Source organism: Streptomyces lycii, from assembly GCF_009735685.1.
GTDB classification, from domain to species: domain Bacteria; phylum Actinomycetota; class Actinomycetes; order Streptomycetales; family Streptomycetaceae; genus Streptomyces; species Streptomyces lycii.
The window spans coordinates 1-24,326 of the sequence record NZ_WHPN01000418.1; the positions used below are offsets into that span (position 1 = coordinate 1).

The 24,326-nt window shown below is 74.5% G+C and carries 24 protein-coding genes; 6 read left to right on the forward strand and 18 right to left on the reverse strand.

The annotated features are described in order from the left end of the window. The 7 genes from GCU69_RS29690 to GCU69_RS29720 form a co-directional block, all read right to left on the reverse strand. Positions 1-569 (reverse strand): hypothetical protein (locus GCU69_RS29690; RefSeq protein ID WP_156207740.1); only part of this gene is annotated, 569 nt, incomplete at its 3' end. Then, on the reverse strand, positions 566-1,963 hold the full coding sequence (locus tag GCU69_RS29695; RefSeq protein WP_098753780.1) for a hypothetical protein: 1,398 nt from the start codon (positions 1,961-1,963) through the stop codon (positions 566-568). The genes GCU69_RS29690 and GCU69_RS29695, both read right to left, overlap by 4 nt. Then, on the reverse strand, positions 1,960-2,793 hold the full coding sequence (locus GCU69_RS29700) for an ABC transporter ATP-binding protein (RefSeq protein ID WP_098753781.1): 834 nt from the start codon (positions 2,791-2,793) through the stop codon (positions 1,960-1,962). Before GCU69_RS29700 ends, GCU69_RS29695 begins: the two co-directional genes overlap by 4 nt. Then, positions 2,790-3,608, reverse strand: coding sequence for a zf-HC2 domain-containing protein (locus GCU69_RS29705; protein WP_098753782.1), 819 nt, complete (start codon positions 3,606-3,608; stop codon positions 2,790-2,792). Before GCU69_RS29705 ends, GCU69_RS29700 begins: the two co-directional genes overlap by 4 nt. Then, positions 3,605-4,165, reverse strand: a complete 561-nt coding sequence (locus GCU69_RS29710; protein WP_235978790.1) for an RNA polymerase sigma factor — start codon at positions 4,163-4,165, stop codon at positions 3,605-3,607. Before GCU69_RS29710 ends, GCU69_RS29705 begins: the two co-directional genes overlap by 4 nt. Before the next feature lie 528 nt (positions 4,166-4,693). After that, on the reverse strand, positions 4,694-6,127 hold the full coding sequence (locus GCU69_RS29715; protein WP_156207741.1) for an FAD-dependent oxidoreductase: 1,434 nt from the start codon (positions 6,125-6,127) through the stop codon (positions 4,694-4,696). A 27-nt stretch (positions 6,128-6,154) separates the two neighbouring features. Further along, complete coding sequence (locus GCU69_RS29720; RefSeq protein ID WP_156207742.1) at positions 6,155-6,325, reverse strand: hypothetical protein; 171 nt, start codon at positions 6,323-6,325, stop codon at positions 6,155-6,157. Between the two features lie 136 nt (positions 6,326-6,461). Between GCU69_RS29720 and GCU69_RS29725 the strand changes: the two genes are divergently transcribed. The 5 genes from GCU69_RS29725 (at position 6,462) to GCU69_RS29745 (ending at position 9,828) form a co-directional block, all read left to right on the forward strand. Next, a complete protein-coding gene (locus tag GCU69_RS29725) occupies positions 6,462-7,523 on the forward strand; it encodes a flavin-containing monooxygenase (RefSeq protein ID WP_098754884.1) in 1,062 nt (353 codons plus the stop codon). A gap of 36 nt (positions 7,524-7,559) precedes the next feature. Continuing rightward, the gene (locus GCU69_RS29730; protein ID WP_098754885.1) at positions 7,560-7,928 is read left to right on the forward strand and encodes an ArsR/SmtB family transcription factor; all 369 of its coding nucleotides are present in this window, start codon (positions 7,560-7,562) and stop codon (positions 7,926-7,928) included. Positions 7,929-8,103: 175 nt separating this feature from the next. Next, on the forward strand, positions 8,104-8,724 hold the full coding sequence (locus GCU69_RS29735) for a dihydrofolate reductase family protein (RefSeq protein ID WP_156207743.1): 621 nt from the start codon (positions 8,104-8,106) through the stop codon (positions 8,722-8,724). 238 nt (positions 8,725-8,962) lie between these two features. Continuing rightward, a complete protein-coding gene (locus GCU69_RS29740; RefSeq protein WP_156207744.1) occupies positions 8,963-9,307 on the forward strand; it encodes an ArsR/SmtB family transcription factor in 345 nt (114 codons plus the stop codon). 14 nt (positions 9,308-9,321) lie between these two features. Beyond that, positions 9,322-9,828: an SRPBCC family protein gene (locus GCU69_RS29745; protein ID WP_098754888.1), complete on the forward strand. Its 507-nt coding sequence runs from the start codon at positions 9,322-9,324 to the stop codon at positions 9,826-9,828. A 138-nt stretch (positions 9,829-9,966) separates the two neighbouring features. On the opposite strand, the gene GCU69_RS29750 is transcribed toward GCU69_RS29745, so the two are convergent. Then, a complete protein-coding gene (locus GCU69_RS29750; protein WP_098754889.1) occupies positions 9,967-10,800 on the reverse strand; it encodes a helix-turn-helix transcriptional regulator in 834 nt (277 codons plus the stop codon). A 115-nt stretch (positions 10,801-10,915) separates the two neighbouring features. On the opposite strand from GCU69_RS29750, the gene GCU69_RS29755 reads away from it, so the two are divergent. Beyond that, positions 10,916-11,977 carry an aldo/keto reductase gene (locus GCU69_RS29755; RefSeq protein ID WP_098754890.1) on the forward strand — a complete coding sequence of 354 codons (1,062 nt, stop codon included), beginning with the start codon at positions 10,916-10,918 and terminating at the stop codon, positions 11,975-11,977. A gap of 201 nt (positions 11,978-12,178) precedes the next feature. Here GCU69_RS29755 and GCU69_RS29760 read toward each other — a convergent pair whose 3' ends face one another. From GCU69_RS29760 to GCU69_RS29800, 10 genes are all read right to left on the reverse strand, one after another. After that, positions 12,179-13,357, reverse strand: coding sequence for a Cmx/CmrA family chloramphenicol efflux MFS transporter (locus GCU69_RS29760; protein WP_156207745.1), 1,179 nt, complete (start codon positions 13,355-13,357; stop codon positions 12,179-12,181). A gap of 284 nt (positions 13,358-13,641) precedes the next feature. After that, positions 13,642-15,399: an ABC transporter ATP-binding protein gene (locus GCU69_RS29765; RefSeq protein WP_156207746.1), complete on the reverse strand. Its 1,758-nt coding sequence runs from the start codon at positions 15,397-15,399 to the stop codon at positions 13,642-13,644. Then, a complete protein-coding gene (locus tag GCU69_RS29770; RefSeq protein WP_156207747.1) occupies positions 15,396-17,150 on the reverse strand; it encodes an ABC transporter ATP-binding protein in 1,755 nt (584 codons plus the stop codon). The genes GCU69_RS29765 and GCU69_RS29770 overlap by 4 nt, the downstream gene beginning before the upstream one ends. A gap of 95 nt (positions 17,151-17,245) precedes the next feature. Next, the gene (locus GCU69_RS34475) at positions 17,246-17,368 is read right to left on the reverse strand and encodes a hypothetical protein (RefSeq protein ID WP_257155947.1); all 123 of its coding nucleotides are present in this window, start codon (positions 17,366-17,368) and stop codon (positions 17,246-17,248) included. Positions 17,369-17,412: 44 nt separating this feature from the next. Next, positions 17,413-17,571 (reverse strand): ALQxL family class IV lanthipeptide, encoded by a 159-nt coding sequence (locus GCU69_RS29775; protein WP_156207748.1) that lies wholly within the window; start codon positions 17,569-17,571, stop codon positions 17,413-17,415. Positions 17,572-17,616: 45 nt separating this feature from the next. Next, complete coding sequence (locus tag GCU69_RS29780; RefSeq protein WP_156207749.1) at positions 17,617-17,781, reverse strand: ALQxL family class IV lanthipeptide; 165 nt, start codon at positions 17,779-17,781, stop codon at positions 17,617-17,619. A gap of 36 nt (positions 17,782-17,817) precedes the next feature. Continuing rightward, positions 17,818-17,982, reverse strand: a complete 165-nt coding sequence (locus tag GCU69_RS29785) for an ALQxL family class IV lanthipeptide (RefSeq protein ID WP_156207749.1) — start codon at positions 17,980-17,982, stop codon at positions 17,818-17,820. A gap of 22 nt (positions 17,983-18,004) precedes the next feature. Continuing rightward, entirely contained in the window at positions 18,005-19,909 is a 1,905-nt protein-coding gene (locus GCU69_RS29790) for an alpha/beta hydrolase family protein (protein ID WP_156207750.1), read from the reverse strand. Then, the gene (lanL, locus tag GCU69_RS29795) at positions 19,906-22,719 is read right to left on the reverse strand and encodes a class IV lanthionine synthetase LanL (RefSeq protein WP_156207751.1); all 2,814 of its coding nucleotides are present in this window, start codon (positions 22,717-22,719) and stop codon (positions 19,906-19,908) included. The genes GCU69_RS29790 and lanL overlap by 4 nt, the downstream gene beginning before the upstream one ends. Positions 22,720-23,137: 418 nt before the next feature. Continuing rightward, the gene (locus tag GCU69_RS29800; protein ID WP_235978791.1) at positions 23,138-23,827 is read right to left on the reverse strand and encodes a LuxR C-terminal-related transcriptional regulator; all 690 of its coding nucleotides are present in this window, start codon (positions 23,825-23,827) and stop codon (positions 23,138-23,140) included. Positions 23,828-24,326 lie beyond the last annotated feature (499 nt).

Here is a 24,326-nt window from a genome sequence, read left to right on the forward strand (position 1 = left end):
CTCGGTCCGGCCACGGCGTACAGCGCGGTACCGCTCACCAGCAGCACCGCCGCGGTCCACGTCGCCACCGCCGTGCCGGGGGGAAGGAGCAGCCAGCCGCCCACCTGTCCCACGATCCCCGTCCCGGCGGGGGCGAAGAGCGTGAACGCGAGCCAGCCGACCGGCAGGGTCCAGGCGTACGGCGCACCGCACACCACCGCCCCCAACGCGGCCAGGCCGGTCAGGCCCGCGCTGTCACGGACGATGAACGGGACGGCGGCGAGTTCCGGTCCCAGCACCCGGACGGCCGACGGCACGGCGCCGACGACGGTACCGATCAGCAGCACGTGCGCCACCCGGCGCGGCGCCCACCGGATCGCGGCCGTCCGGTCCAGCGCGGCATCCTGCCCGCCGAGCCCGGCGGCGGCGGCCGTCACCCCCGCGGCGAGGACCAGAACCGTGACCCTCGGATCCGCGGGGCCCTGTCCGTCGTCCGGGGCGAGCAGCCACACCGCCAGTGCGGTGAGGGCCACGACGGCGGCCGACGCGGGCAGATGCCGGGAACGCGCGTAGAGCACCGGCCACCTCACCGGGACGTTCCCCCGTTCAGCGCTTCGAGCTGGCCGTAGTCGCAGGAGAGCGCGGCGGCGCGGGCCTCGGTGATCCGTGAGCGCTGCTCGGCGGGCGGCAGCGCCGTGAGCCGGTCCCAGACGGCTTCGGCTTCCTTCCACGCCTGTCCCGCGTACGGGTCGTCGGCGTCGTAGCGCTCCAGCGGCGTCAGGTCGCGCTCCCCCAGGGCCCAGCTCGCGGCGATGCTCTGGGCGACGAGTTCGGTCCGCCCACCGCTCTCCCGGGGGCTGCGCGCGCTGCAGTTCGGTACGAGGCCCTGGGCGAGCAGGGCTCGGGTGAGTCCCTCGCCCCGCGCGCCCGCGAGCACCGGGTCGTCGAAGTCGGCGAGGACCACGTCGGCGGAGAGTTCGCGTTCCGCCGTGATCGCACGCAGCGCGGTCTCCTCCCGCACCGTGTCCGGCGCCTCGTCGCCGAGCACGCCGTGCAGCAGGCGCAGCGCCTCCCGTCCGTGCGGCGCGAGTTCGGGCAGGCGTGACCGGTGCGCCTCGGTCACGCACACCGGTCCGTCGCAGACCGGGGCCGCGGCGGCCCGGTCGACGACATACGTGTCGCGCGGCGCGGCCGGGAGGACGAGCAGGGCGAGGGCGGCACCGGCCAGGGCGGGCACCGGAGCGAGCAGCCGGGCCCGGCGGGTCGCGGCCACCAGCAGCGCGAAGCCGGTGGCGAGCAGGCCGAGGAACCAGAGCGTCTGGCCGAGGTGCACGGCGCCGGAGAGCGTCAGCAGCATCTCGCGCGCCTCCGCGGTGGCCGGCGACAGTTGGGAGAGCCGGTTCGGCGCGAGCCCCGACGGGCGCTCCTCGTCCGAGTGCTGCTGGAGGAGGACGGTCGCCAGCAGGCAGATCACCGCCAGCGCCGGCGGGGTGAGGGCGGAGGGCAGCGCCCGTGCGACGCCCATCCCGAACACCGCGCCGGCGACCAGGGCCAACGCGCCCACCAGCGCGATCGGCAGCCATGTCACGGGCGTGTAGGTGGTGTCCCCCAGGGCGACCTGGCCACCGCCCCACAGGACGAGGAGGCCGAACCCCGACACCAGCGCGATCGCCGTCGCGCCCGCCGGCAGTGCCGCCCGCCGCCAGGCCGGCCGCGGTGCGGTCGCCAGCAGCTCGGTCATCCGCGAGCGGGAGTCGCGCAGCCCCTGGAGCGCCCCGATGCCCACCGCGAGCGGCCAGAGATAGGCCAGCGTGGTACGGGTGAGCAGCGCCATCGAGGTCCACTGCGCCGTCCAGCGCGTGGTGCCCCGCCACCACGAACCGTCGATCAGGCAGAGGAACGCCAGGGCACCTCCCAGCACGGTGACGCCGGCCCACGGGGCGGCGGAGCGCTTCAGTTCGGTGCGCAGCACGCGGCCGTTCACCAGGTTCCCTCTTTCCGCTCGGAGTTGCGGAGCAGCGCCGAGTAGCCGCGCTCCAGCGGGCTGTCGCCCGGGTGGCCGGGGCCGCCCGCCGCGGCCATCTCCTCCGGGGTGCCCTGGAAGACGAGGCGGCCGGCGGCGAGGAGCAGCACGTCGGAGCAGGCGGCCGCGACGTCCTCGACCAGATGGGTGGAGACGACCACGCAGGTGTCGCGGCCGAGTTCCTGGAGCAGTTCGCGGAAGCGCATCCGCTGGGCCGGGTCCAGACCGGCCGTCGGCTCGTCCAGCAGCAGTACCGCGGGGTCGTTGACGATGGCCTGGGCGATGCCGGCCCTCCGCACCATGCCGCCGGACAGCGCCTTCATCCGCTCGTCGGCACGGTCGGCCAGGCCCACCCGTTCCACGGCGCGCTGGACGGCCCCGGGGATGTCCGACCCGGGTACCTCCTTCAGCCAGGCCATGTACTCGACGAACTCGCGCACAGTGAACCGCTTGTAGTAGCCGAACTCCTGCGGCAGATAGCCGATCCGGCGGCGCACGGCCCGCTGGTCGCCCACCCCGCTCACGGAGGTGCCGAACAGCTCCAGTTCGCCCGCGGCGGGGCGCAGCACGGTGGCCAGGGTACGGATCAGCGTGGTCTTGCCCGCGCCGTTGGGCCCCAGGAGGCCGTGTGCGCCGGTGCCCAGGGACAGGCTGGGCCCGTCGACGGCGATCCGCCTCCGGCCGGCCCGTACCTTCAGTGCGGTGGCCCGGATCTCCCAGGCGTAGTTCTTCGGCGCGATGTCGGCCGCGCCGGTCGCGGGCGTCATGCAGTCGTCCTTTCCGGTGGTCATCGGGGGTTCCGCAGCACGGAGTACGCGCCCCTGCGGGCGATCACGATCCCGGCCCCGAGCGCCAGCAGCAGTGCCCAGGCGGGCAGTTGGTCGGGGCGGAGGGCGAGAGGGGTGCGCTGGGTGGCGAGCGCCGGCGCCAGGATCACGGCCGCCCACACGGCGCCCAGCACGACGGCGGCACGGCCGACGCCGATGGCACCGCCCAGTGCCAGGGCCGCGACGGTGAAGGCCAGCGTGGGCAGCAGCCATTCCGCGACGGTCACCCCCGTCAGCCGGCCCCCGGCGAACAGGACGGGGACGAGCACGGTGAGCACGGACGCGGTCCGGCGGAGCAGCAGGTACAGCCCCGCCCGCGGGGCGGAGGACGTCAGTTCGTGCGCCGGGTCCAGGCCGGGCGACCAGGCGGCGGCGACACCGGCCAGCGGCAGCGCGGGGGCCAGCAGCAGGACCGGCGACACCTCGCCGAAGTCCGGGTTCAGGAAGTCCAGCAGCAGTGCGATCAGGGTCAGGCCGGCGGTCATGGCCAGCCACGGCACCATCACCGGGGTCGCCCATCGAGGCAGCCGGGCGCGGCGGCGCAGCCGCTTCGGTGCCGGGGCCGCGGCGTCCAGCCGGGAGTCCAGGTCCGAGCGCACGGCGCCGAGCAGTGCGGTGATCTCGGGCGCCTCCGTGGCGACGGCGGCCGCGAGCCGCTCGCGGCAGATGCCGCACGCCTCCAAGTGCGCCTCCAGGGCCCACAGTTCGTCGGCGGCCATGCCGGTGCCGCCGCGCGCGTAGTCGTGGACGAGCCGCGCAGACGCGTGTTCCACCCTCATGTCAGTGCCTTTCGCATCGCGATCCGGGCCCGTCGGGCGCGGGTCTTGACCGTGCCTTCGGGCAGCCCGAGCAGGACCGCGGTCTCCCGGACGGAGAACCCGTCGAGCACCATGGCCTGCAATACCTGCCGGAGTTCCGGCGCCAGGCGCCGCAGGGCGTCCCCGACGTCGCCGCCCACGGTCCCGGCCAGGACCTCCTCCTCCGCGGCGGGCACCACTGCCCGTTCGGCGGCGGCGACCGGTGGATCGGCGTGGTGGGCGCGGCGCCGGAAGGCGTCCACGAGGCGGCGCGCGGCGATCGTCCACAGCCAGCCGACGGCGGTGCCGCCGACGGCGCTCCCGGCGAACGCGCCCGCCGCGCGCCAGACCGCCAGATACGTCTCCTGCATCACCTCGGCGACGATCTGCTCGTCCGCGCAGCGGCGGCGCAGCCGCACCGCCATCCACGGCGCCGTACGCCGGTACAGCTCGTCGAACGCGTCGCGGTCGCCTCCGGCCACCAGCCGGAGCAGGCGCTCCTCGTCCAGCTCGTGCAGTGCTTTCCTGCGTGATCTCACACCCGGCAGACGTCCGGACCGGCGCGGAGGTTCTCCGCACGGAGTGATCCATGTCACGCCCGCCGTCTTCCGTGACGGTCCGTCGCGGAGCGTCGCGAAACGCCAGGGCGATCCGCTGCGGGGCACGGTCTTGCCGCCGCCGGTTCCGGCGTACCGGGCACGGAGAACGGGTGCGCCCCGCGCCCGCACCGCGCGGCGGGCGGCGGGCGGCGGGCCACCGTGCCGCCCGGTCGGTGACAGTCTCAGCTGCGGGCGGGCGGCAGGCGGCGCGGCAGCCTGCCCTCCGCAGCTCCTGCCGGCCGTGGACAGCGGCGGGCAGCCGCGCCGCACAGGAAGCTCACGCGCGGCGGTTGTGCCTGCTCAGCGGCCTCGCGGGCATACGCGGACCGCCGCTCGGCGCCCATCGGGCCCGGTGCGCGCGGACGGAGTACGCGCGTGGCGCGCAGGGCGGTTCGGGACTACGGCAGGGGGCCACGACCGGTCCCCCGCTCCGGTCGCGGCCCCGCTCGCCGGGTGTGCTCAGGACGGTCACGAACCGCAGCAGCCGCCCTCCGGAGCCTCCCCGGCGGCGGCCGACCCGGCCGGCGCACCGATCCGGACGACCTGCGGCTCCGGGGCACAGCAGCCTTCGTCCGCCGCCCGGCCGGCTTCCGGGGCACAGCAGCCGCCGTCCGCCACCCGGCCGGCTTCCGGGGCGTCGAAGAGTCCGGCGCCGCCGCACACGCCGGTCTCGGGGAGGGTGAGTTCGACGCGGTCGGCCGCCCGGAGGTCGCCCGCGACGGCGGCGGCGACGGAACGCACCTGCTCGTAGCCGGTCATCGCCAGGAAGGTCGGCGCACGGCCGTAGGACTTCATGCCGACCAGGTACACACCCTGCTCCGGGTGGGACAGTTCGCGGTGTCCGTGCGGGTAGACGGTGCCGCAGGAGTGCTGGTTCGGGTCGATGAGCGGGGCGAGTCCGACCGGGGCCTGGAGCCGTTCGTCCAGGCCGAGGCGCAGTTCGCCGAGGAAGGACAGGTCCGGGCGGAAGCCGGTCAGCACGATCACCTCGTCCACGGCGTCGAGCCGTCGGCCGTCCTCGCCGACCAGCACCACGCGGCCGTCGGCGTCACGCTCCATCGCGTCGGTGCGGAAGCCGGTGACGGCGTCCGCGAAGCCCTGGTCGACGGCCGCCTTCGCCGCGAGGCCGAGGGCGCCCCGCGCGGGCAGCTGGTCGGCGGTGCCGCCGCCGAAGGTCGAGCCGGAGATGCCGCGGCGCAGGATCCACACGGCGTGCGTCCCCTCTCCGTCCTCGCGCCTCGCCAAATCGGCCAGTTGGGCGAGCGCGGTGAAGGCGGAGGCGCCGGAGCCGATGACCGCGGTGCGCCTGCCCGCGTAACGGAGGCGGACCTCCGGGTCCGTGAGGTCGGGGACGCGGTAGCTCACGCGGTCGGCGGCGGCCTGCTCGCCGAGCGCCGGCAGACCGCTGCCGCCGGCCGGGCCGGGACGGGTCCAGGTGCCGGAGGCGTCGATCACGGCGCGGGCGAACAGGCGCTCCTCGCGGCCGTCGGTGTGGGCGACGTGCACGACGAACGGCTGCGTGCCGCGGCCGGCGTCCACGATCCGGTCCCGTCCGGCGCGCGAGACACCGGTCACCCGGGCACCGTAGCGGACCCTGTCGCCCAGGGCGTCGGCCAGGGGCTGGAGGTAGCGCCCGGCCCAGTCCCCGCCGGAGGGGTAGCCGGCGCTGTCCGGGGCGGTCCAGCCGGTGGCGGCCAGCAGCTTCTCCGCCGCCGGGTCGACGACCTCGGCCCAGGTGGAGAACAACCGGACGTGCGACCACTCGCGCACCGCGGCGCCGGCGGCCGGGCCCGCCTCCAGCACCAGCGGTTCGAGGCCGCGCCCGGCCAGGTGGGCGGCGGCGGCCAGACCCGTCGGGCCGGCGCCGATGACAACGACGGGAAGGCTGGCGGTGGGCTCCATGGGAGGACTTCTTCCTGCGAGTGGCGGTCAGATACGGAAAGCGGCGAGGAGCAGGGACTGCTCGGCGCGTACGCGATGGGCGGCGGCCCGGCAGGCACTGTCGCAGACCTGCGCGCGGCTGTCGCAGAACTCGACCGCGGGGGTTCGCGCGGTCGCGCCGGCCGCCGCGGCGCGGATTCGAGTGAGCAGCGAGGGCATTCCGGACTCCTCGGGTCTTGGCTTCCGGGATTCTTGATTTGAGATCTGTCGATGCCTTGTGTGATCAGCATGGCACCTGATTCGATGAACGTCAACATAGACAGACATCGAACTCTGAGGCGGGCTGGAGACAGGCATGGAAGACGTCGACGTGGCGGTGATCGGCGGCGGGCAGTCCGGGCTGGCCGCGGCACACGCCCTGCTGGGACAGGGGCTCGAGCCGGTGGTGCTGGAGGCGTCCGGCCGCGCGGCCGGGTCGTGGCCGCGCTACTACGACAGCCTCACCCTCTTCTCCCCCGCCCGGTACAGCTCGCTCCCGGGCATGCCGTTCCCCGGGGGCGACGCGGACCGCCATCCGCACCGCGACGAGGTGGCCGGCTACCTGACGGCGTACGCCGCGCGCCTGGACGCCGACATCCGCACCGGCTCCCGGGTCACCGAGGTACTCCGCGGCGGCCGCGGCTTCCAGGTGCGCCTGCGGGACGGGACCCGGCTGTCGGCGCGGGCCGTCGTCGCCGCGTCCGGGACGTTCGGCCGCCCGCACCGACCCCGGCTGCCGGGCCTCGGGACGTTCACGGGACGGGTGCTGCACGCCGCGGAGTACCGCGAGCCGGGCCCGTTCGCGGGGCGGCGGATCGTCGTGGTGGGCACGGGGAACTCCGCCGTGCAGATCGCCGCCGAGCTGGCCGCCGCGGCCCGGGTGACGCTCACCGGCCGGACACCGGTGAAATTCGCCCCGCAGCGCGTCCTCGGGCGGGACCTGCACTTCTGGCTGAGGCACACCGGCCTCGACACGGCACCGCTCGGCCGCTTCGTTCGCACCCCGCCGACGCAACTGGTCATCGACGACGGCCGCTACCGCGCCGCGCTCGCCCAGGGGGCGCCGGACCGGCGCGGGCTGTTCACCGGGATCGAGGGCCGCAAGGTCGTCTGGGCCGACGGAACCACCGAGGAGGCCGACGTCATCCTGCTCGCCACCGGCTACCGGCCCGACCTGCCCTATCTCGCCGGCCTCGACGGCGCCCTCGACCGGGCGGGGCACCCGGCGCACCGGGAAGGCCTCTCCACCGCCCATGCCGGGCTCGCGTTCGTCGGGCTGGAGTGGCAGCGGAGCCTGTCCTCGAACTCCCTGCGCGGCGCCGGCCGGGACGCCGCCCGCGTCGCGCGGCGCCTGGCCGTCCACCTCTCCCGGAGCTGAGCCCCGCCCTGCTTCGACATGTGCCAACATAGACGTATGTCGAATACGAGGCTGCCGCTGCTCGAACCCGCCGGCCCGGCGGTGGCGCCGTGCTGCCCGCCGCTGACCGAGCGCCCCATGACCGCCGAGGAAGCCGAGACGGCCGCCCGGATGTTCAAGGCCCTCGGCGACCCGGTGCGCCTGCGGCTGTTCTCCGCCGTCGCGTCCCACGAGGGCGGGGAGGCGTGCGTGTGCGACATCTCCGACGTCGGCGTCTCGCAGCCGACCGTCTCGCACCACCTGAAGAAGCTCAAGGATGCCGGCCTGCTCACCTCCGAACGCCGCGGCACCTGGGTCTACTACCGCGTCGAGCCGTCCGTCCTCGCGGCCATGGGCAAGCTGCTCACCACGCCCGCCACAGCCTGACCTCCGCACACCGGGAATCCGCCGCGGCCGCCCGCCGCCGCCCCGGGCCGGCCGGCCGCGGACGTCCTCCGTTCCGGCGGCGGTCGTGCCGCCGGACGGTCTGCCTGCTGTTCCGGCGACCGGTTTCCTGGCAGGATCCCAGCCTTCGGTTCCGGTCTCCCAGGAGGAGAAAGCAATGACCGAACGTCCGGGCAGAGTGGTCTGCGACATCACCGTTTCGGCCGACGGGTACTCCGCCGGACTCCACCAGACCGAGGAACGCCCCTTCGGCGAGGACGGCGGCGACGGCTGGGGCGACAAGCTGCACGCCTGGTTCACCGAAACCCCCGAGGAGAACCGGGCCGTTATCGACCGGATGGCCGCCGCCAGGGCCTTCGTCATGGGGCGCAACATGTTCGGACCGGTGCGCGGCGCGTGGGACCGGCAGTGGAACGGCTGGTGGGGCGACAATCCGCCCTACCACGCCCCGGTCTTCGTGCTCACCCATCACGCGCGCGAGCCGCAGCCGATGGAGGGCGGCACCACGTACTACTTCGTCACCGACGGCATCGAGTCGGCGCTGGCGCAGGCACGCGCGGCGGCCGGGGACGGCGATGTCGCGATCCAGGGCGGCGCGACCACCGTCAACCAGTACCTCGCCGCGGGCCTGATCGACGAGCTGCGGCTGCACATCGCGCCGCTCACGCTCGGCGCCGGCACACGGGTGTTCGAGGGCGTCCCGCCGCTGAGCCTCGAACAGGTGGAGTCGCGGTCGGCGAAGCTCGTCACCCACGTGACCTACCGCGTGCTGTCCTGAGCCCCCGGCGGAACCACCGGCCCGGCGGGAGCACCTCCGCCGGGCCGGCCCCGCGCGGCAAGCGGCGCCCGACCTGACACCCGCCGCCTCCCGCCTGCCGCCTGTCCGGGCGAGGTGCGCTCCCGCCTCGGGCCTCGCGGCCCGCGCTGCCGCACTGCCGCTGTGCCGCACTACCGCAGTGACCGCGACGACCGCGGCACCCGCTTGACATATTCCCATATCGGCATACGATGAGGGCATGGCCCGGGCCGCAACGACAGCAGACGCATTCAACGCCGTGGCGGAACCACAGCGCCGGCGAATACTCGACGCCCTCACCGGCGGCGAACGTTCCGTGACCGCCCTGGCCGAGGAGCTGGAGCTGACACAGCCGCAGGTCTCCAAGCATCTGCGCGTCCTGCGGGACGTCGGTGCCGTGGACGTCCGGGAGGACGGCCGGCACCGGCTCTACCGGCTCAACGCCGAGGCGCTGAGGCCGATCCACGACTGGGTCCGGCGATACGAGCGGTTCTGGTCGGAGCGCTTCGCCCGGCTGGACTCCGTCATCGAGGACCTCAAGCGCCAAGATCACCGCGACGAGTGAACGGAGAACCGGCCATGACCGGCAACCACACCGCGACCCTGACCCTCCCGGCGGACGACCAGATCCTCATCACCCGGGACTTCCGCGCGCCCCGGCGGCTGGTCTACCGGGCCTGGACCACACCCGAACTGGTCAAGCGCTGGTGGTGCGGCGAGCGCGGCACGCTGGACACAGCCGAGATGGACTTCCGGGTGGGCGGCGCCTGGCGGTACGTCATGACGGCCAACGCCGGTTTCGAGGTCGCCTTCCACGGTGAGTACCGCGAGATCGTCCCCGAGGAGCGGATCGTCTGGACCGAGGTCTTCGAGGGGGCTCCCGGGATGACCGCGGAGGAGGCGGAGGCGAACGCCGCGGTGAACACCGCCGTCTTCACCGAGAAGGACGGCGTCACGTCACTGTGGATGCTCACGGAGGTGCCGGACCGCACCGTCCGTGACGCGATCATCGAGTCCGGCATGGAGGGCGGCATGCAGGAACAGATGGCGGCGCTGGAGAAGCTGGCGGCCTCGTTGACCGGCTGACACGCCGCGCCGGGCCGGGACCGCGCCTGCTGCGGGCCGGGCCCGGCGCCGGAGGCGGGACTCCGGAGGCGGGACTCGGACTCCGGAGGCGGGACTCCGGAGGCGGGACTCCGGAGGCGGCGGCAGCGCGGTACGACGTCACCGTGCGCGCAACCGGTCCAGGGCCTGCCGGCTCTTCTCGTCCGCGGCGCGGTAGATCACCAGCTGCTGGTCCGGGTCCTGGAGCGGCGTCAGCACTTCGAACCGCAGGGCGATCTCACCGGCCTCGGGATGCCGTATCACCTTGCTCCCACGGCCGTTGGCCTTGATGTCCCGCTCCGCCCACAGGCGGGCGAACTCCTCGTCGTGGGCGGTGAATTCGGCGATGAGGCCGCTCAACGCCTCGTCGTGCGGACAGGCGGCCCACGCGGCGCGCAGATGGGCGACCGCTTCCCGCACGACGCGGTCGCGGTCGACATAGAACTCGCGGATCTCCGGATGCATCAGGCACAGCCACATCGCGTTGCGCCGCGACGGCGGCAGGGTGCCGAAGTCCAGGAGCAGCCGCGCCATTTCGCCGTTCCAGGCGAGGATGTCGTAGCGGTGGTTCATCAGCATGACCGGCAGCGGCGACAGGTCGTCCACCAGCCGGGCCAGCGGCGGTGCCGCCGTGGTGGCGGGCTCGCCGGCGCTGCGGGGGCGCTGCTGGGCCAGGTTGAAGAGGTAGGCGCGTTCCCCGGGGGGCAGGCGCAGCGCCCCGGCCAGCGCCTCCACCACGCCCGCCGAGGGCCGCAGTCCGCGGGCCTGTTCCAGCCGCACGATGTAGTCGGTGCTGACCCCGGCCAGTTCGGCGACCTCTTCGCGGCGCAGTCCCGGGGTCCGCCGGGACTGCCGGCGCCAGGGCAGGGCGAAGTCGCGCGGGTCCAGGCGTTCGCGCCGGGTCCGCAGAAAGGCGGCCAGCTCCTGTGCCGCGTCCACGGCGGGGGTCGTCATGGCCGGTCCAACAGCCCGGGTGGGACTGCCATTCCCAGGAACTTCCTTCCCTTATCCCCGGATCGCGGCGGTCACAGACTGGCTTGCGGCAACGGGACAAGCACAGGAGGACACCATGCCGCTCACCCTCGACACCTACCGGCTGCTCGGCCGCTCCGGGCTGCGGGTCTCACCGCTGGCGCTGGGCGCGGCGACCTTCGGCACCGAGTGGGGCTGGGGCGCCGGGCAGGACGAGGCACGCAAGCTGTTCGACCTCTACGTCGAGCGCGGCGGCAATTTCATCGACACCGCCAGCACCTACACCAACGGCAGTTCCGAGCGTCTGCTGGGCGAATTCACCCGGGACAACCGCGAAAGCCTGGTGCTGGCGACGAAATACACGACGCTGCGCCGGCCCGGCGACCCGAATTCCGGGGGTCCTCACCGCAAGAGCCTGTTCGCGTCGGTGGAGGCCAGCCTGCGACGGCTGAACACGGACTACATCGATGTGCTCCATCTCCACATGTGGGATTTCACGACACCGGTCGAGGAGGTCCTGCGCGGCATGGACGACCTGGTCCGGCAGGGCAAGGTCCTGTACCTGGCGATGTCCAACGTCCCGGCCTGGCAGGTGTCGCGCATGCAGGCGATCGCCGAGCTGCGCGGCTGGTCGCCGCTGGTCGCTCTGCAGATCGAGTACAACCTGATCGAGCGTACGGCGGAACGTGACCTGATCCCCATGGCACGCGAGATGGGGCTGGGCGTGATGCCGTACTCACCGCTGGCGGGCGGGGTGCTCACCGGCAAGTACAGCCGCGAGGACATCACGGCGGAGCAAGCCGCCGACGACGGCACCCGCAGGAGTCTCACCATCGCCAACGGCACCGTCACCGAACGCAGTCTCGCCGTCGTGGACGTCGTGCGGGAGGTCGCCGCCGAGCTGGGCCGCACCCCCGCCCAGGTCGGGCTGGCCTGGACGCTGCGGAATCCGGGTGTGACGGCACCGGTCATCGGCGCCCGCACCTCCGCGCAGCTGGAGGACAATCTGGGCGCCCTGGAGGTCGGCTTCACCGGATCGCAGCTGGCCCGCCTCGACCGGGCCGGCGCGGTCGGGCTCGGCGTCCCGCACGACCTGCTCGCCGGCGACTTCGGCCGCACGCTGACCCGCGGCGACATGACGGTGGAGCCCCGCCGCTGACCCCCGGCCGGGCACCGGGGGCGGCACCGCGCCGCCCCCGGTGCGCTCACCGGCAGGGCCGCGCCGCGGAGGCGGGCCGGTTGCCGCCGGGGCAGAGCACGCTCACCGCCCCGCCCGGCCGCCACGCGGGCGGCCGGGCGGCCGCGGCCGCGATCGGTGAGCCTTCGGTGTCCCCCGCCGTTCAAGGGGTGTTCGCACGCGTCACCGGACCACCTCGGCGCTTCGGCCGGCCGTGATCACGGCGCGGAAGGGAAGCGCGAGGAGCAGCGCGACGGCGACGAGAAGTCCGCTCGCCCAGAACGGTCCGAGGGTCCCGGCCCCGGTACTGAGGGTGGTCGCGGCGACGAGGGGGCCGGCGACGGCACCGACGTTGAGTGCCGCGGTCGCATACGAACCGGCCATGGTGGGCGCTCCGGCCGCCTCGTAGAGGACCCGCGTGATCAGTGTGCTGCCCAGCGCGAACGACAGCGCGCCCTGCACGAACACGAGGACGAACAGGGCGACCGGCTCGGCGGCCAGCACGGCCAGGGCCGGCCAGCCGAGGAGCAGCAGCGGACCCGCGACCGCGACGGCCGGGCCGGGGCGCCGGTCGGCCAGCCGCCCGGCGGCGGTGACCCCGGCGAGGGAACCGGCACCGAAGAGCACCAGCACGACGGAGATCCACAACTCGCCCAGCCCGGCGGTGCCGGTCACGACGGGTGCGAGGAAGGTGAAGCTTGCGAAGGTGGCCGCGTTCACCAGCGCGCCGAGCAGCATCACCAGGAGCAACGGCGCCCTCCTGAGCTGGGCCAGCTCCGCTCGCAGGGCCGGCCCGCCGGCCGCCTCCGCCTGCCCGTGTCCCGCTGGGATCCCCTTCAGGATGCCGAGAGCCGCGGGCAGGCAGAGAGCGGCGACGGCCCAGAACGTGGCCCGCCAGCCGAGCACCGTGCCGAGTACCGACCCGCCGGGGACTCCGGCGATCGTGGCCACCGTCGTGCCCGACAGCAGCACGGCCAGCGCGCGTCCCTTCTTGTCGGCGGGGACCAGCGTGGCGGCAGCCGCCGGCGCGACGGCGAGGAATCCCGCGTTCGCGAGCGCGGCGGCGACCCGGGTGGCGAACAGGACGGGAAAGCTCGTGGTGCCGGCGCCCACGGCGTGGGCTGCCGCGAAAGCGAGGACGAACCCCAGAAGGCTGGAGCGCCTGGGCCAGTTGCGGGCGAGGACGGCCACGAGAGGGGCGCCGGCGACCATGCCGATCGCGAAGGCCGGGGTGAGCATGCCCGCCGTCCCGACGGTGACGCCGAGATCCGAGGCGATGTCCGGCAGCAGGCCGGCGAGCATGAATTCGGAGGTGCCCATGGCGAAGACCGCCAGGGCGAGCAGGTACAGCGGGAGAGGCATCGAGTGGCTCCGGGTGAGTGAGGCACGAGAGGGTCATCTCGTCACCGCGGCCGGCCCCCGGGGCACACTCGTCCCGCCGCGGAACGCGGCGGGAGTACAGGGCTGCGAACTCAGTGGTTCAGGGGGCTGACGGCGTGACCGAAAGCCCCCACCTCGTCCGACTCAGGACTCGACATGGTCCGCACGCTACCCGACCGGAGCCGGCCGGGGCACCTCGTTCTCACCGGCCCCGGCACGTGCCGGGGATCACGGAACGTGCACGTGCCGGGATCACGGGACGGCCGTCAGGCCCTCGTTCCGGCCGGGGCGGCGGCCCAGGTGTTGGCCAGGTCGGCGTAGAGCGGCGAGTCGCGCAGCAGCGCGTGGTGGTCGCCGACCCGCACGGACTGCCCGTCCAGTACCAGGATCCGGCGGGCCCGCATCGCGGAGCTGATCCGGTGCGCGATGATGATCAGCGTGCCGGTCCGGGCCGCGAACGCCTCCTCCGCGCGCCGTTCGGCCGCCGGGTCCAGGTGGCAGGTGGCCTCGTCGAGGATCACCAGCCGTGCCGGTGAGACATATGCCCGTACGAGCGTGATCAGCTGGCGTTCCCCCTCGGACAGGGCCGCGGCCTGTTCGATCGCCGCGTCGAAGCCGCCGAGCCGTTTCACCACCGGCGCCAGCCCGACCGCGTCCGCGGCCCGCGCCAGCTCGTCGTCGGACACCTCGGGGGAGAGATAGGCGAGGTTCTCCCGCAGCGTCCCGGCGAAGACGTACGACTCCTGCGGGACGAGGGCGACGGCCTCCCGCAGCCACGGCTCGGCCAGTCCGGCCAGCGGGGTGCCGCCGAGCGCGACCTCGCCGCGGCGGCAGGACTCCAGGCCGGCCATCAGGTTGGCCACCGTCGACTTGCCGATGCCGCTGGGTCCCACGATCGCCAGATGGTCGCCGTACGGGACGTCGAGGTCGAGGTCGTCGACGATCGGCGCGGAGTGCGGGCCGTAGGCGAAGGTGACGCCCCGCAGCGAGAGGGAGGGGATGTGCCCGGGGCCGGGGGAAACGGCGCCGGGCCGGGCCGGCGGCTCGGGCGGCCCGGCCGTGTGGTCCGCGAGCCGACGCAGCAGGACCTGGAGCTGGACCCCCATGTTGCCCAGGCTCTGTGCGAAGAGCCGCAGTGCGGGCTCGAGCCCGGAGACCAGGTAGGTGACGGCGCCGAGGACCTGCCCCGGGGTGACGGCGCCGCTGCGCAGCAGCCACGGCGCCATCGCCAGGGTCGCGACCAGCGGGATGCGGGCGCCGATCACCACCACCCCGATCCGGCAGGAGCCGATGCGGGCGGCCGCTATGGAGGCGGCCGCGTTGGCGTCGACGTCCTGCCCGACGCGCCGGGTCGCCGTGCCCGCGCCGCCGCACGCCAGTACGTCGCGCAGGCCGGACACGGCGTGGCCGGCGCTCCCCGCCAGCCGCTCCTCGGCCACCAGCGCCTCGCGGTAACGCCTCCGGAACAGCACCGACAGCAGCGCCAGCAGCGCGCCCGCGGCGGCGAGGCAGCCCAGTGTCACACCGGCCATCTCCGGCAGCAGGGTGGCCAGCCCGGCGAGCGCGGCGCCGAGCGAGAACACCACGGTGCGCACCATCATCAGCAGCGTCGCGAGGATCTGCCGCACGGCCTCGGTCTGCCGGGTCAGACGGGCGACCGTGCTGGCGTCGGTGGGGCCGCTGCCCTGGACCGCGTGGGCCAGCCGGGCCTGGACGACAGCGCGGACCAGCGCGTCGCGGGCGGCCTCCACGATGGCGGCGAGCGGGGTGACGGCGTGCCGTGCCGCCCAGGCGCCCAGCACCATGCTCGTGCCGTACAGCATGAGGAACGCCAGCCCCGCGGCCAGCTCTCCGGCCAGGAAGCCGCGGTCGAGCGCGGCGGCGACGAGCTGGCCCGACAGCAGGACGGGGGCCGCCTCCAGGAGCGACCAGGCGGCCAGGACCAGCAGGGAACGGCGTTGGGCGGCGAGGGCCGGGCGCAGCAGCGTCCGGCCGCCGGGCTTGGCGTTGGCTGTCACCGTCATGCCTGCTCCATCGTTCGGGGCTCCGCCACCGGCGGGATGTCTTCGGGGGCGTCGCCGTGCGGCTGCTGGAAGAGGGCGCGGTAGCCGGGGTCGGCGGCGAGCGACTCGTGGCTGCCCACGGCCCGGACGCCGTTGGCCTCGACCCACACCACCAGGTCGGCGCGGCGCACGGTGGCGGCGCGGTGGGTGACGACCAGCCGGGTGCGGTGCCGCGCGGCGCGGTCCATGGCCAGCGAGACCTCCCGTTCGGTGACCGTGTCCAGGCTCGATGTGGTGTCGTCCAGGACCAGGATCCTGGCGTCCCTGCAGAGCGCACGGGCCAGACCCAGGCGCTGGAGTTCGCCGCCGGACAGGCGCAGCCCGGCGACGGGGGTGTCCGGGCCGAGCGGCAGCCGTTCGACGAACGACTCGGCGCGGCTGTCGCGCAGCGCCCCGCGCAACGCCTCCGGTGCCACCGGCCGGTCGCCGTAGACGACGGCGTCGGCGACGGTCTCGCCGAGCAGCACCGGCCGTTCGAAGGCGTGGGCCACGGCGTCCCGCACCGAGCGCTGGTCGGCCTGCCACAGCGGCATGCCGTCGATGCTCACCACACCGGCGTCGGGCCGCCACAGCCCGCCCACGACGGCGGCCAGCGTCGACTTGCCCCCGCCCGAGCCGCCGACGACGGCGACGGTGGCTCCGGCCGGGATGTCGAGGTCGACGCCGTCGAGCAGCGCCCGGTCCCCCTCGGCCACGCGCACCCCGCGCAGGCTCACGGCGCCCGTGCCCGCGGGCAGCGGCGGGCCGGCGGCCGTGCCGTCGGCACCGGCGGGCGCCGGGGTGTTCAGCACCTCGCTGACACCGGCCGCCGAGCCGCGCGCCCTGCCGAGGTGGGCCAGGGTGCCGACCTGCCGGAAGACGCCGAAGGCGTAGCCCAGATAGGTGTTGAGCGCTATCAGCTCGCCGGGGCTGACCCGCCCGGCGATCACCCCGTGTCCGGCGGTCGCCAGGACGCCGACCTGGAGGGCGGCCACCAGCACGGCCAGCCGCCAGCCCACGTCCCGCTGGGTGTTCCACAGCGCCTCGCCGTAGTGGCGCAGTTCGCGCAGCGGGGCGAGCACCCGGCGGGCCTCCCGGCCGGCCGTGCCGCCGGCGCGGATGGTGCGCACCCCGCTCATCGCGTCCACGAACCGGGAGGCGAGGCCGCTGTACGCGGTCTGGTAACGCTCGGTCAGCTCGGTGGAGCTGCCGAGGAAGCCCCGGGCCAGCCGCCACACGACCGGGGCGCCCAGCAGGAAGACCGCGCCGGCCACCGGGTCGATCAGCAGCAGCGCGACGATGCCGGCGACCGAGGTGAGCAGGGCGACGACGGCTCCGGCCAGGGAGGGGCCGACCTTGGCGGTCTCCGCGGTGCCCTGGAGCAGCCGGTTCAGCAGGTCACCCTCGGCGAACCGCCGCTGTCCGCCGAGGTCGAGGGCGAACAGATGGCCGAGCGTCCGGTGGCGGAGCCGGCCCGTGGCCCGCGCCGCCGTGGTGGCCTCCACCAGCTCGGCCGCGACCTGCGCCAGGGTGGAGACAGCGAGCAGGGTGACCAGCCAGACCAGGGCGGGGCCGGTCGACTCGCCGCCGAGCGCGGCGTCGATGGCCGCGGCCAGCGCCATCGGCAGGGCCAGGGAGGCGACGGCGTCGAGCAGGGCCGCCGCCAGGAACAGCGACGTCCAGCCGCCGGTCGACCGCGCCACCTGCCACAGGAGCCGATCACGCTGCTGCATGGAAGTCCTCACTTCGCCGGGTCGTGCACCGGCCGGTCCGACTGCCGGCCTGCCGACCCCGGCGGCCCTGACGAGCCGCCGGGGTGCCTTCGAGATCAGAAATCGAAGGTGTAAGCGGGGCAGGTCAGAACGCTGCCGAACCCGCAACAGCCCAGCTCCGAGTACGCGGCTTCCTCGGATTCCGGAAGCTGCTGGAGCAACTCGACGTCGATGGCCATGGTCTTCTCCTTCCGTCAGCGACGGGTGACTGACGACCGAGCCGTCATCCGTTGGTGTTGGTGCAGCTGTGGCAGGTCGTCAGGCCGCTGGTACCGAAGATGGGGCAGTTCTCGGTGAGCGAGTTCCAGCAGCAGTCCAGTACGCCCAGAGCCGCCTCCTCCGTCGATTCGAGCTCTTGGAGCGCGTCCACGGAAAGCGTCACGGGAGTCACCTCCTCTCCACGCTGGTCGGGACTTCATGACGTGGGTCAGCCCGTGAAGGTGCAGCCGAAACACGTGATCACGGTCATCTCGCAGCAGCTCGTGGGGTACAGCCAGTCCGGCAGCGGACAGCAGTCCGCCAGACCGCCGCTCTCCTCCGTGGCCCGCAGCTCCTGCAGCGCCTCCAGATCCAGGGTCATGACGTCGTTCACCTCCCCTCCGTGCTCGTCGGATCCTCGTGACGTGGGTCAGCCCGTGAAGGTGCAGCCGAAACACGTGATCACGGTCATCTCGCAGCAGCTCGTGGGGTACAGCCAGTCCGGCAGCGGACAGCAGTCCGCCAGACCGCCGCTCTCCTCCGTGGCCCGCAGCTCCTGCAATGCCTCCAGATCCAGGGTCATGACGTCGTTCACCTCCCCTCCGTGCTCGTCGCCGTCATGGACTCCACCCGCCCGCGGCCAGGAACCGCGCCGTGGCCAGGTGGAGGCTCCGGGAGCCGTCGAGCGGGGTGTGACCCGCTCCGCTCACCTCGTGGTGGTGGAAGTCCACGCCGGGCACCGCCCCCAGTTCGGCGAGCCGCCGCGCGAGCGCGCGGGACTGGCCGGCCGGGACGACGTCGTCGCGGTCGCCGTGGAGGATCAGCAGCGGCGCGCTCAGCCGGGACAGCCGGCCGGGTTCGGCCAGGTCGCGCGGGCCGTGCTCGTCGGCCACCCGGCGCCGGCCGCCGAGCCGGTCGATCATGGCGCGGACGGGCGGCGCGGCGTCCCGGTACAGGGACTCGCCGGACAGGAACGGTGCGACGGCCGCGACCCGCGACCACAGTCCGGGCGCGGCGCAGGCCGCCAGCAGCGCGAGGAACGCGCCGTAGCTGTGCCCGTAGAGCGCCGGCGGTTCGCGGTCCGTCGGCCGCCGGCCGCGGATGTGACCGGCCAGATGCAGGACGTCGGCCAGGTCGGGGCCGCCCCACGCGTTGACCACGTGCTCGTGGAACGCCTGCCCGTAGCCGATGCTGCCGCGCGGATTGGGCGCGATGACGGTGACGCCGGCGTCGGCGAAGACCTGGAACAACTGGTGGAACTTGAGCCGCCACATGCCGGCCGGACCGCCGTGGAGGGCCAGCACGACGTGCCGGGCGGTGCGCCAGTCCTCGTGGCCGCAGACCAGGGCCTCGATGTCGCCCGCGGGGCCGGGGAAGTTCTGTACGTGACCGGGTGCCCAGGGCCACCGGCCGGCCGGAGTGCCGTCGTCCGCTTCCGCCCGCCGCGCGTCACCGGCCCCGGAGACGGTGGCGCCGAGCAGCCGCGCGGGTGTGTCGGCGCCGACCGACAGGCACCACAGCCGCGGCGGCCCCTCGTCGGCGCCGGCCGCGGGCGCGCGCCAGGCGACGGGGCCCAGGACCCGGCCCGCGGGCGCGGCGAGCGGGCGGACGGTGTCGCGGTGGGTGTCGAGCAGGAAGAGGTCGCAGGCCAGGCCGTGGGTGCGGCGCAGCACGGCCCATCTGCCGTCGCCGCGCAGGGCGAGCGGGCGGACCTCGCCGGCCAGCCGGTCCGGCGCCGACAGGACGCGCAGCGGGCCGGAGGCCGGTCCGGCGCACAGTACGTGCCTGCCGTTCCGCTCGGTGGCCGCCAGCAGCACACCGGACTCGGGCGCGGTCAGCAGCACCGTGTCGCCGCCGGAGCCGCCGGGGTGGTCGTACAGGAAGTCGTGGCGGCCGTCGCGGACATGGAATGCGGCGGGGCGGATGCGGCCGGCGTCGCGGACGTTGACCTGGAACCGTTCGCCGGCCGGGTCGAGCCAGCCGCCGCCGCGCAGCAGCAGCGCGGGCAGCTCCCCCGCCCGTACCGGCGGGCCGGACGGGGAGCCCGCCAGCGTCCACGCCGTGCAGGCTGCGGCCGGGTCGTCCCCGACGCGGGCCAGCAGCAGCGCGCCGGGCCTGCCGTCCGGCGGGGCGGCGAGGGTGACGTGGTCTCCGGGCACCGTTCCCAGGACGCGTTCCCCGCCGTCGGGCTGCACGGCCACCAGATCGTGGCAGCCGGGCCGGGCCACCAGCACCAGCACGGAGCCGTCGTCGAACGGCACGACATCGGTGGGCCGCCCCCGCAGCGGGACGTTGGACGCGGCCCGCTCGAAGCCGGGCACCGCGCGGCAGTCCGGGGTGTCGCCGCGGAGGTCCCAGGTCTCCAGGAACATCCGCCCCCGGCCGTCGGTGACCAGGGCCGCGGCCCGGCGCCCGGTGGCGGAGAAACGGAAACCGAAGCGCGATCTGAGGGTGGTCAGGGCGTCCCACAGCTGGGCCGGGCGCCGTGACCGGTCGGCCACGGCGGGCGCCGCGCCGCTCACCGCGGGCCCTCCGGCGCCAGCGCGAAGTCGTCCACCATCCACCAGCGTTCGCCGCCGTGGCGCAGCCGGTGCAGGAACCCGATGGAGCCGGACAGCCCGAGGTTGTAGCTGTACGTGGTCTTCAGGGACACGTCGTCAATGGGGACGAGGCGGCCGTCGCGCAGCACGCACAGCCGGGCCAGACAGGTGGCGTACTCCTCGGCCCACTCGCGGTACACCGGCTCGCCGGTGGCCGCCGCCATGTCGAGCAGGAACTCCGCGTTGCCGGCGACACCGTGGCAGTGGCTCGCGGACAGGAACCACTTCTCGGCACGGGTGGCCACGGCCGCCCGGTGCGCGGCCTCGCGGTACTTGGTCTCGCCGGTGGCCCGCCACAGCCGGATCAGGAAGGTGCCGATGCCGGACGCGCCGCTGCACCACCAGCACACCCCGTCCTGTGACTCCGCGTCGCCGGGTTGCGGCGGCGCCACCGGCCAGGTGAAGCCGTCGCCCTGCTCCTGGGCGACGGACAGCAGGTAGTCGCCGCCGGCAGCAGCGGTCGCCAGCAGCTCGGGCCGGTCCAGCTCGCGGGCGACCGTCATCAGGAACGTGCAGATGCCGGCGACCCCGTGGGCGTACCCCAGGTGGGTCGGGCCGGTCCCGGCACGGCCGTTGGGCGACTCGGGCAGCGGCCACAGCGTCGGCTCGCCGGCCGGGCGGGCGGCCAGCACCGACTCGGCGCAGATCGCCACCCGCCGGGCCAGTTCCTCGTCGCCGGTGCGGCGCCACAGGTGGAGCTGGGCGAGGCCGGAGCCCGCCACACCGTGCGTGATGTCCGGGTTGGCCCAGGCGACCGGCAGCCGTTTCACCCGCTGGACCGCGCGCCGCATGGCGCCCTCGTCCCCCAGCGCCTCGGCCGCCTCGTACAGGGCCCAGCAGGTGCCGGCGCGGCCGAAGAACAGGCCGGGCAGCAGCCGCTGGTCCTGGCGGAGCCGGTCCTCCAGCCAGGTCACCGAGGTCCGCAGGGCGCGCCGCACCGTGTCGGCCTCGCCGGTTCCGCCGGTCTCGCCGGTTCCGCCGGGCTCGCCGGTGGACTTGAGCGCCAGGGTGCGCCGCAGCGCGTCGATCGAGCCGGCGCAGCCCGCCTGGAGGCTCAGCGAGTCGAACAGCCGCCCGTCGTAGGGCACGGCCGGCCACAGGCTCCGCTCGTCGTGGGGCGTCATCGCCGCCACCAGCTCGCGGACGCCGTCGTCCAGCAGACGCTGCTGCTCCTCGGCCGGCAGCCTCACGGGGGCCTGGGCCGCCGGGGCGGCGCCGGCACCGGTCCCGCCGCCGGTCCCGCCGGTGTCCTGCTGCCCCGGCATCGAGGCGAGCATCTCCTGCACCCGCGACAGCCCGGTGCGCTGCCGCGCGTCCTGGCGCAGCAGACCGAGCACCAGCGGCGCGAAGGCCCGCAGCGTGGGGCTGCTGCCGGCGACGGCGTCCACCAGGAACGCCAGCCGGTCGTCGAGGGGGCGCGGCTCGGCGGAGACGTCCTCGGCCAGCAGCGGATGCACCCCCGTGCACAGGAAGAAGAGCGACGCGCCCAGGCTGTACAGGTCGGTGTCCTGGCCGGGCGCGGGGTAGCGCGGCGGGCCCGTCATCTCCTCCGGCGCCACGTATCCCATCGTCATCACCCGGGTCACCAGCTCGCCGGGACGGGCCACGAACTCGGTGTCGATCAGCACCAGGGTGCCGTCGGGGGTGACCATGACGTTGTTCGGCGTCAGGTCGCGGAAGACCAGGCCCTTGTCGTGGACCGTGGCGACCAGCGTGACCAGCTGCCGGGCCACCGGCAGCACCGCGTCCACGGAGATGACGTGGTCGGGGTGTTCGCGCACCTGACGCTCCACCCAGGCCCGCAGCGTCACGCCGGGGATCTCCTCCTCGGCTAGGAAGACGTGGTCCTGGTACTCGAAGAGCGACACGGGGCGGGGCGCGATGCCCATGCCCTCGAAGAGCCGCAGGATCTCGTGCTCGTTGCGCAGATAGTCGCGGGCGTCGGTGCCGTCGAACTCGGCGGCGACGTACGGGCGGGCCTCCTTGATGACGACGGTGCGGCCGGTGCGCCGGTCCTCGGCCCGGTAGACCCCGCCGCGGTTGGAGTGCCGGATCGCCTCGAAGACGGCGAACCGGGAGTCCAGCAGCACCTGCTGCTGCCCGCGTTCCGCCTCGGTGCGGACCGGTGCCGCGTCGGGGACGGGCGGCTCGGCCCAGGGCACCGGCGCGTACCACGCCTCCCGCTTGTCCTGGAACCAGCCGCCGTCGGGCGTGACGAGCATCGGTACGTACGAGCCGTCGGCGTCGAGGATCTGCTGGCGGCCGGAGAAGCCGCCGAAGCGGTAGTGCACCAGGCTGCCGGGCCGGTAGCGGCGGTCGGAGAGGATCTTGGGGCCCGTCATGCCCTCGGTGGCCCGGTGCAGCTCGTCGACCAGCTCCGCGAACTGCCGGTCGTCCTCCGGGTAGACGGTGATGAACTTGCCGCCGCTGCCGCGGTTGCAGCGCACGGACAGCAGCTGCCGCAGCTGGGCGACGCCCTTGGCGAACTTGAAGGCCACGCCGCGTTCGAGCAGCACCCGGGCGGCGTTGCGGAGCACGGACGCCGCGGAACTCGGCGTCGCCGAGAGGTGGATCTTCCAGCCCTGCGGCCGGGAGTAGTGCCCGGGCGGCAGCACGTGGCACCACATGTCGTCCAGGGAGTGGTCCCACCCGTGGAGCGCGACCACCTCGTCCCTGACGCCGAGGAAGTCGTCAACGTAGAGATGGTCGGGGTGCTGGGGCTGGCTGCTCACGGTGGCTCCCGGCGGTGAGGACGGACGCACCGGTGATCGGCGCGGGGCCCTCACGCTAGGCAGGCCCGTGTCCCGGACTCCCGGGGCAGCTGTCTCGTAAATGTCCCGGCCGGAGGTCCCGGTTCCGGTACTGGTCCGGATTTCGGCCGTTCCGGTCCGGCTCCGCCCGCGCGCGGCTGTGCGGCTGATGGATCAGATGCTCTACAGCCCGAGTGCTCCGGCTCCGCCCGCGCGCGGGTGTGCGGCTGGTCCGTGCACCCGCGTCCGGGGCGGCCGGCCGGGCGTTGCGGAGCGCACGAAGACCCCCGAGCGGCGCGGCTCCGGAAAGCTCCGCGGCATCGGGGGTCTTCGCCGTGATCGGGACCGGCGGGCGCCGGGCGTGACCGGATACCCGGCGGGCGCCTGCGGCCCTCGTGGGTCAGTGCAGGATTCCCAGCCCGGCCTCGCGCGCCCGCACCACCACCTCCATCCGGTGGTGCGCGTCCAGCTTGCCGAGGATCTGCGAGACGTAGTTGCGGACCGTCTTCTCCGTCAGCACCAGGTCTCTGGCGATCCGGCTGTTGTTCCAGCCGCGCGCGAGCAGGTCGAGCACCTGCGTCTCGCGCCCCGTCAGCTGGGGGAACGCCGAACGGTACGAAACCGCGTGGGGTGCCGCGAAGTACCCGCTGAGCCGCCTGGCGATGACCGGGCTGAACACGGCGCCGCCCTCGGCGACGATCTCGATCGCGCGCAGCAGTTCCTGTTCGGAGGTCTGCTTGGTGATGTAGCCGCTCGCCCCCGCCCGCATGGAGGCCACCACCGAGTCGTCGTCGTCCCGGACCGAGACGGCCAGCACACGCGGGACCCGGCCGTGCCGGGCTCCGTTCACCGCGCTCCGCTCCGGGGCGGGCCCCGAGCGCACGGCCCGGATGGCGACCGTTCCCGCGCCCGCCTCCAGCCGGGGGTCGATCAGCACGACGTCGGGCGCCGGGGACAGTTCCGGCAGCATGCGCAGCGCCCCTTCGGCCGAACTCACCTCGCCCACCAGTTCGAAGCCCTCCGCGTCCGACAGGAGGTGCCGGATGCCGGCGCGGAACAGCGCCTGCTCGTCGACCACCAGGACGCGCACCCTGACCCGGCACCCCGCGGCGCCCCGGTCCGGGCGTCTTCGGTGCGGCGCTTCCGGTTCCGTAATCCCGACGGTGTGCATGCCGTTCCTCCCCGTTGGTCTTCGGTGGGTGTGAACTGCCCGGCCGGCCGCCGGTGCCAGGTCAAGGACACCGGCCGGTCATACCGGTCGTGGCAGACGTAGGGCTTCCGGCGCGTGCCGGCCCCGGCCGGCCGCGAGTGACGCCGATGCGGCGCGGTGGCGGGAACCCGGCGCCTGCCGGCCGAGGGCTCGGCCGCGGGCGCGGCCACGGCTGCGGGCTCGGGCTCGGCCACGGCTGCGGGTTCGGGCTCGGGCTCGGGCTCAGGCTCGGGCTCGGCGGAACGCGAACCGGCGTGAGAGCCGGGCGTGGCCGCGGAGCGCCCGGCAGCGCGGGCCCGCGGCACCCGGGCCGCGCCGGCACCGGTCCGTGCCGCGTTCCTTCCCGTGTACGAGCCGGCCGGCGGACCACCACGGGGAC

What these genes read in the sequence shown, in the direction of transcription:
- GCU69_RS29700 (WP_098753781.1), bottom strand. Translation starts at nt 2,793, where the DNA reads ATGACCACCGGAAAGGACGACTGCATGACGCCCGCGACCGGCGCGGCC.
- GCU69_RS29705 (WP_098753782.1), bottom strand. Translation starts at nt 3,608, where the DNA reads ATGAGGGTGGAACACGCGTCTGCGCGGCTCGTCCACGACTACGCGCGC.
- GCU69_RS29715 (WP_156207741.1), bottom strand. Translation starts at nt 6,127, where the DNA reads ATGGAGCCCACCGCCAGCCTTCCCGTCGTTGTCATCGGCGCCGGCCCG.
- GCU69_RS29720 (WP_156207742.1), bottom strand. Translation starts at nt 6,325, where the DNA reads ATGCCCTCGCTGCTCACTCGAATCCGCGCCGCGGCGGCCGGCGCGACC.
- GCU69_RS29725 (WP_098754884.1), top strand. Translation starts at nt 6,462, where the DNA reads ATGGAAGACGTCGACGTGGCGGTGATCGGCGGCGGGCAGTCCGGGCTG.
- GCU69_RS29730 (WP_098754885.1), top strand. Translation starts at nt 7,560, where the DNA reads ATGTCGAATACGAGGCTGCCGCTGCTCGAACCCGCCGGCCCGGCGGTG.
- GCU69_RS29735 (WP_156207743.1), top strand. Translation starts at nt 8,104, where the DNA reads ATGACCGAACGTCCGGGCAGAGTGGTCTGCGACATCACCGTTTCGGCC.
- GCU69_RS29740 (WP_156207744.1), top strand. Translation starts at nt 8,963, where the DNA reads ATGGCCCGGGCCGCAACGACAGCAGACGCATTCAACGCCGTGGCGGAA.
- GCU69_RS29745 (WP_098754888.1), top strand. Translation starts at nt 9,322, where the DNA reads ATGACCGGCAACCACACCGCGACCCTGACCCTCCCGGCGGACGACCAG.
- GCU69_RS29750 (WP_098754889.1), bottom strand. Translation starts at nt 10,800, where the DNA reads ATGACGACCCCCGCCGTGGACGCGGCACAGGAGCTGGCCGCCTTTCTG.
- GCU69_RS29755 (WP_098754890.1), top strand. Translation starts at nt 10,916, where the DNA reads ATGCCGCTCACCCTCGACACCTACCGGCTGCTCGGCCGCTCCGGGCTG.
- GCU69_RS29760 (WP_156207745.1), bottom strand. Translation starts at nt 13,357, where the DNA reads ATGCCTCTCCCGCTGTACCTGCTCGCCCTGGCGGTCTTCGCCATGGGC.
- GCU69_RS29765 (WP_156207746.1), bottom strand. Translation starts at nt 15,399, where the DNA reads ATGACGGTGACAGCCAACGCCAAGCCCGGCGGCCGGACGCTGCTGCGC.
- GCU69_RS29770 (WP_156207747.1), bottom strand. Translation starts at nt 17,150, where the DNA reads ATGCAGCAGCGTGATCGGCTCCTGTGGCAGGTGGCGCGGTCGACCGGC.
- GCU69_RS34475 (WP_257155947.1), bottom strand. Translation starts at nt 17,368, where the DNA reads ATGGCCATCGACGTCGAGTTGCTCCAGCAGCTTCCGGAATCCGAGGAA.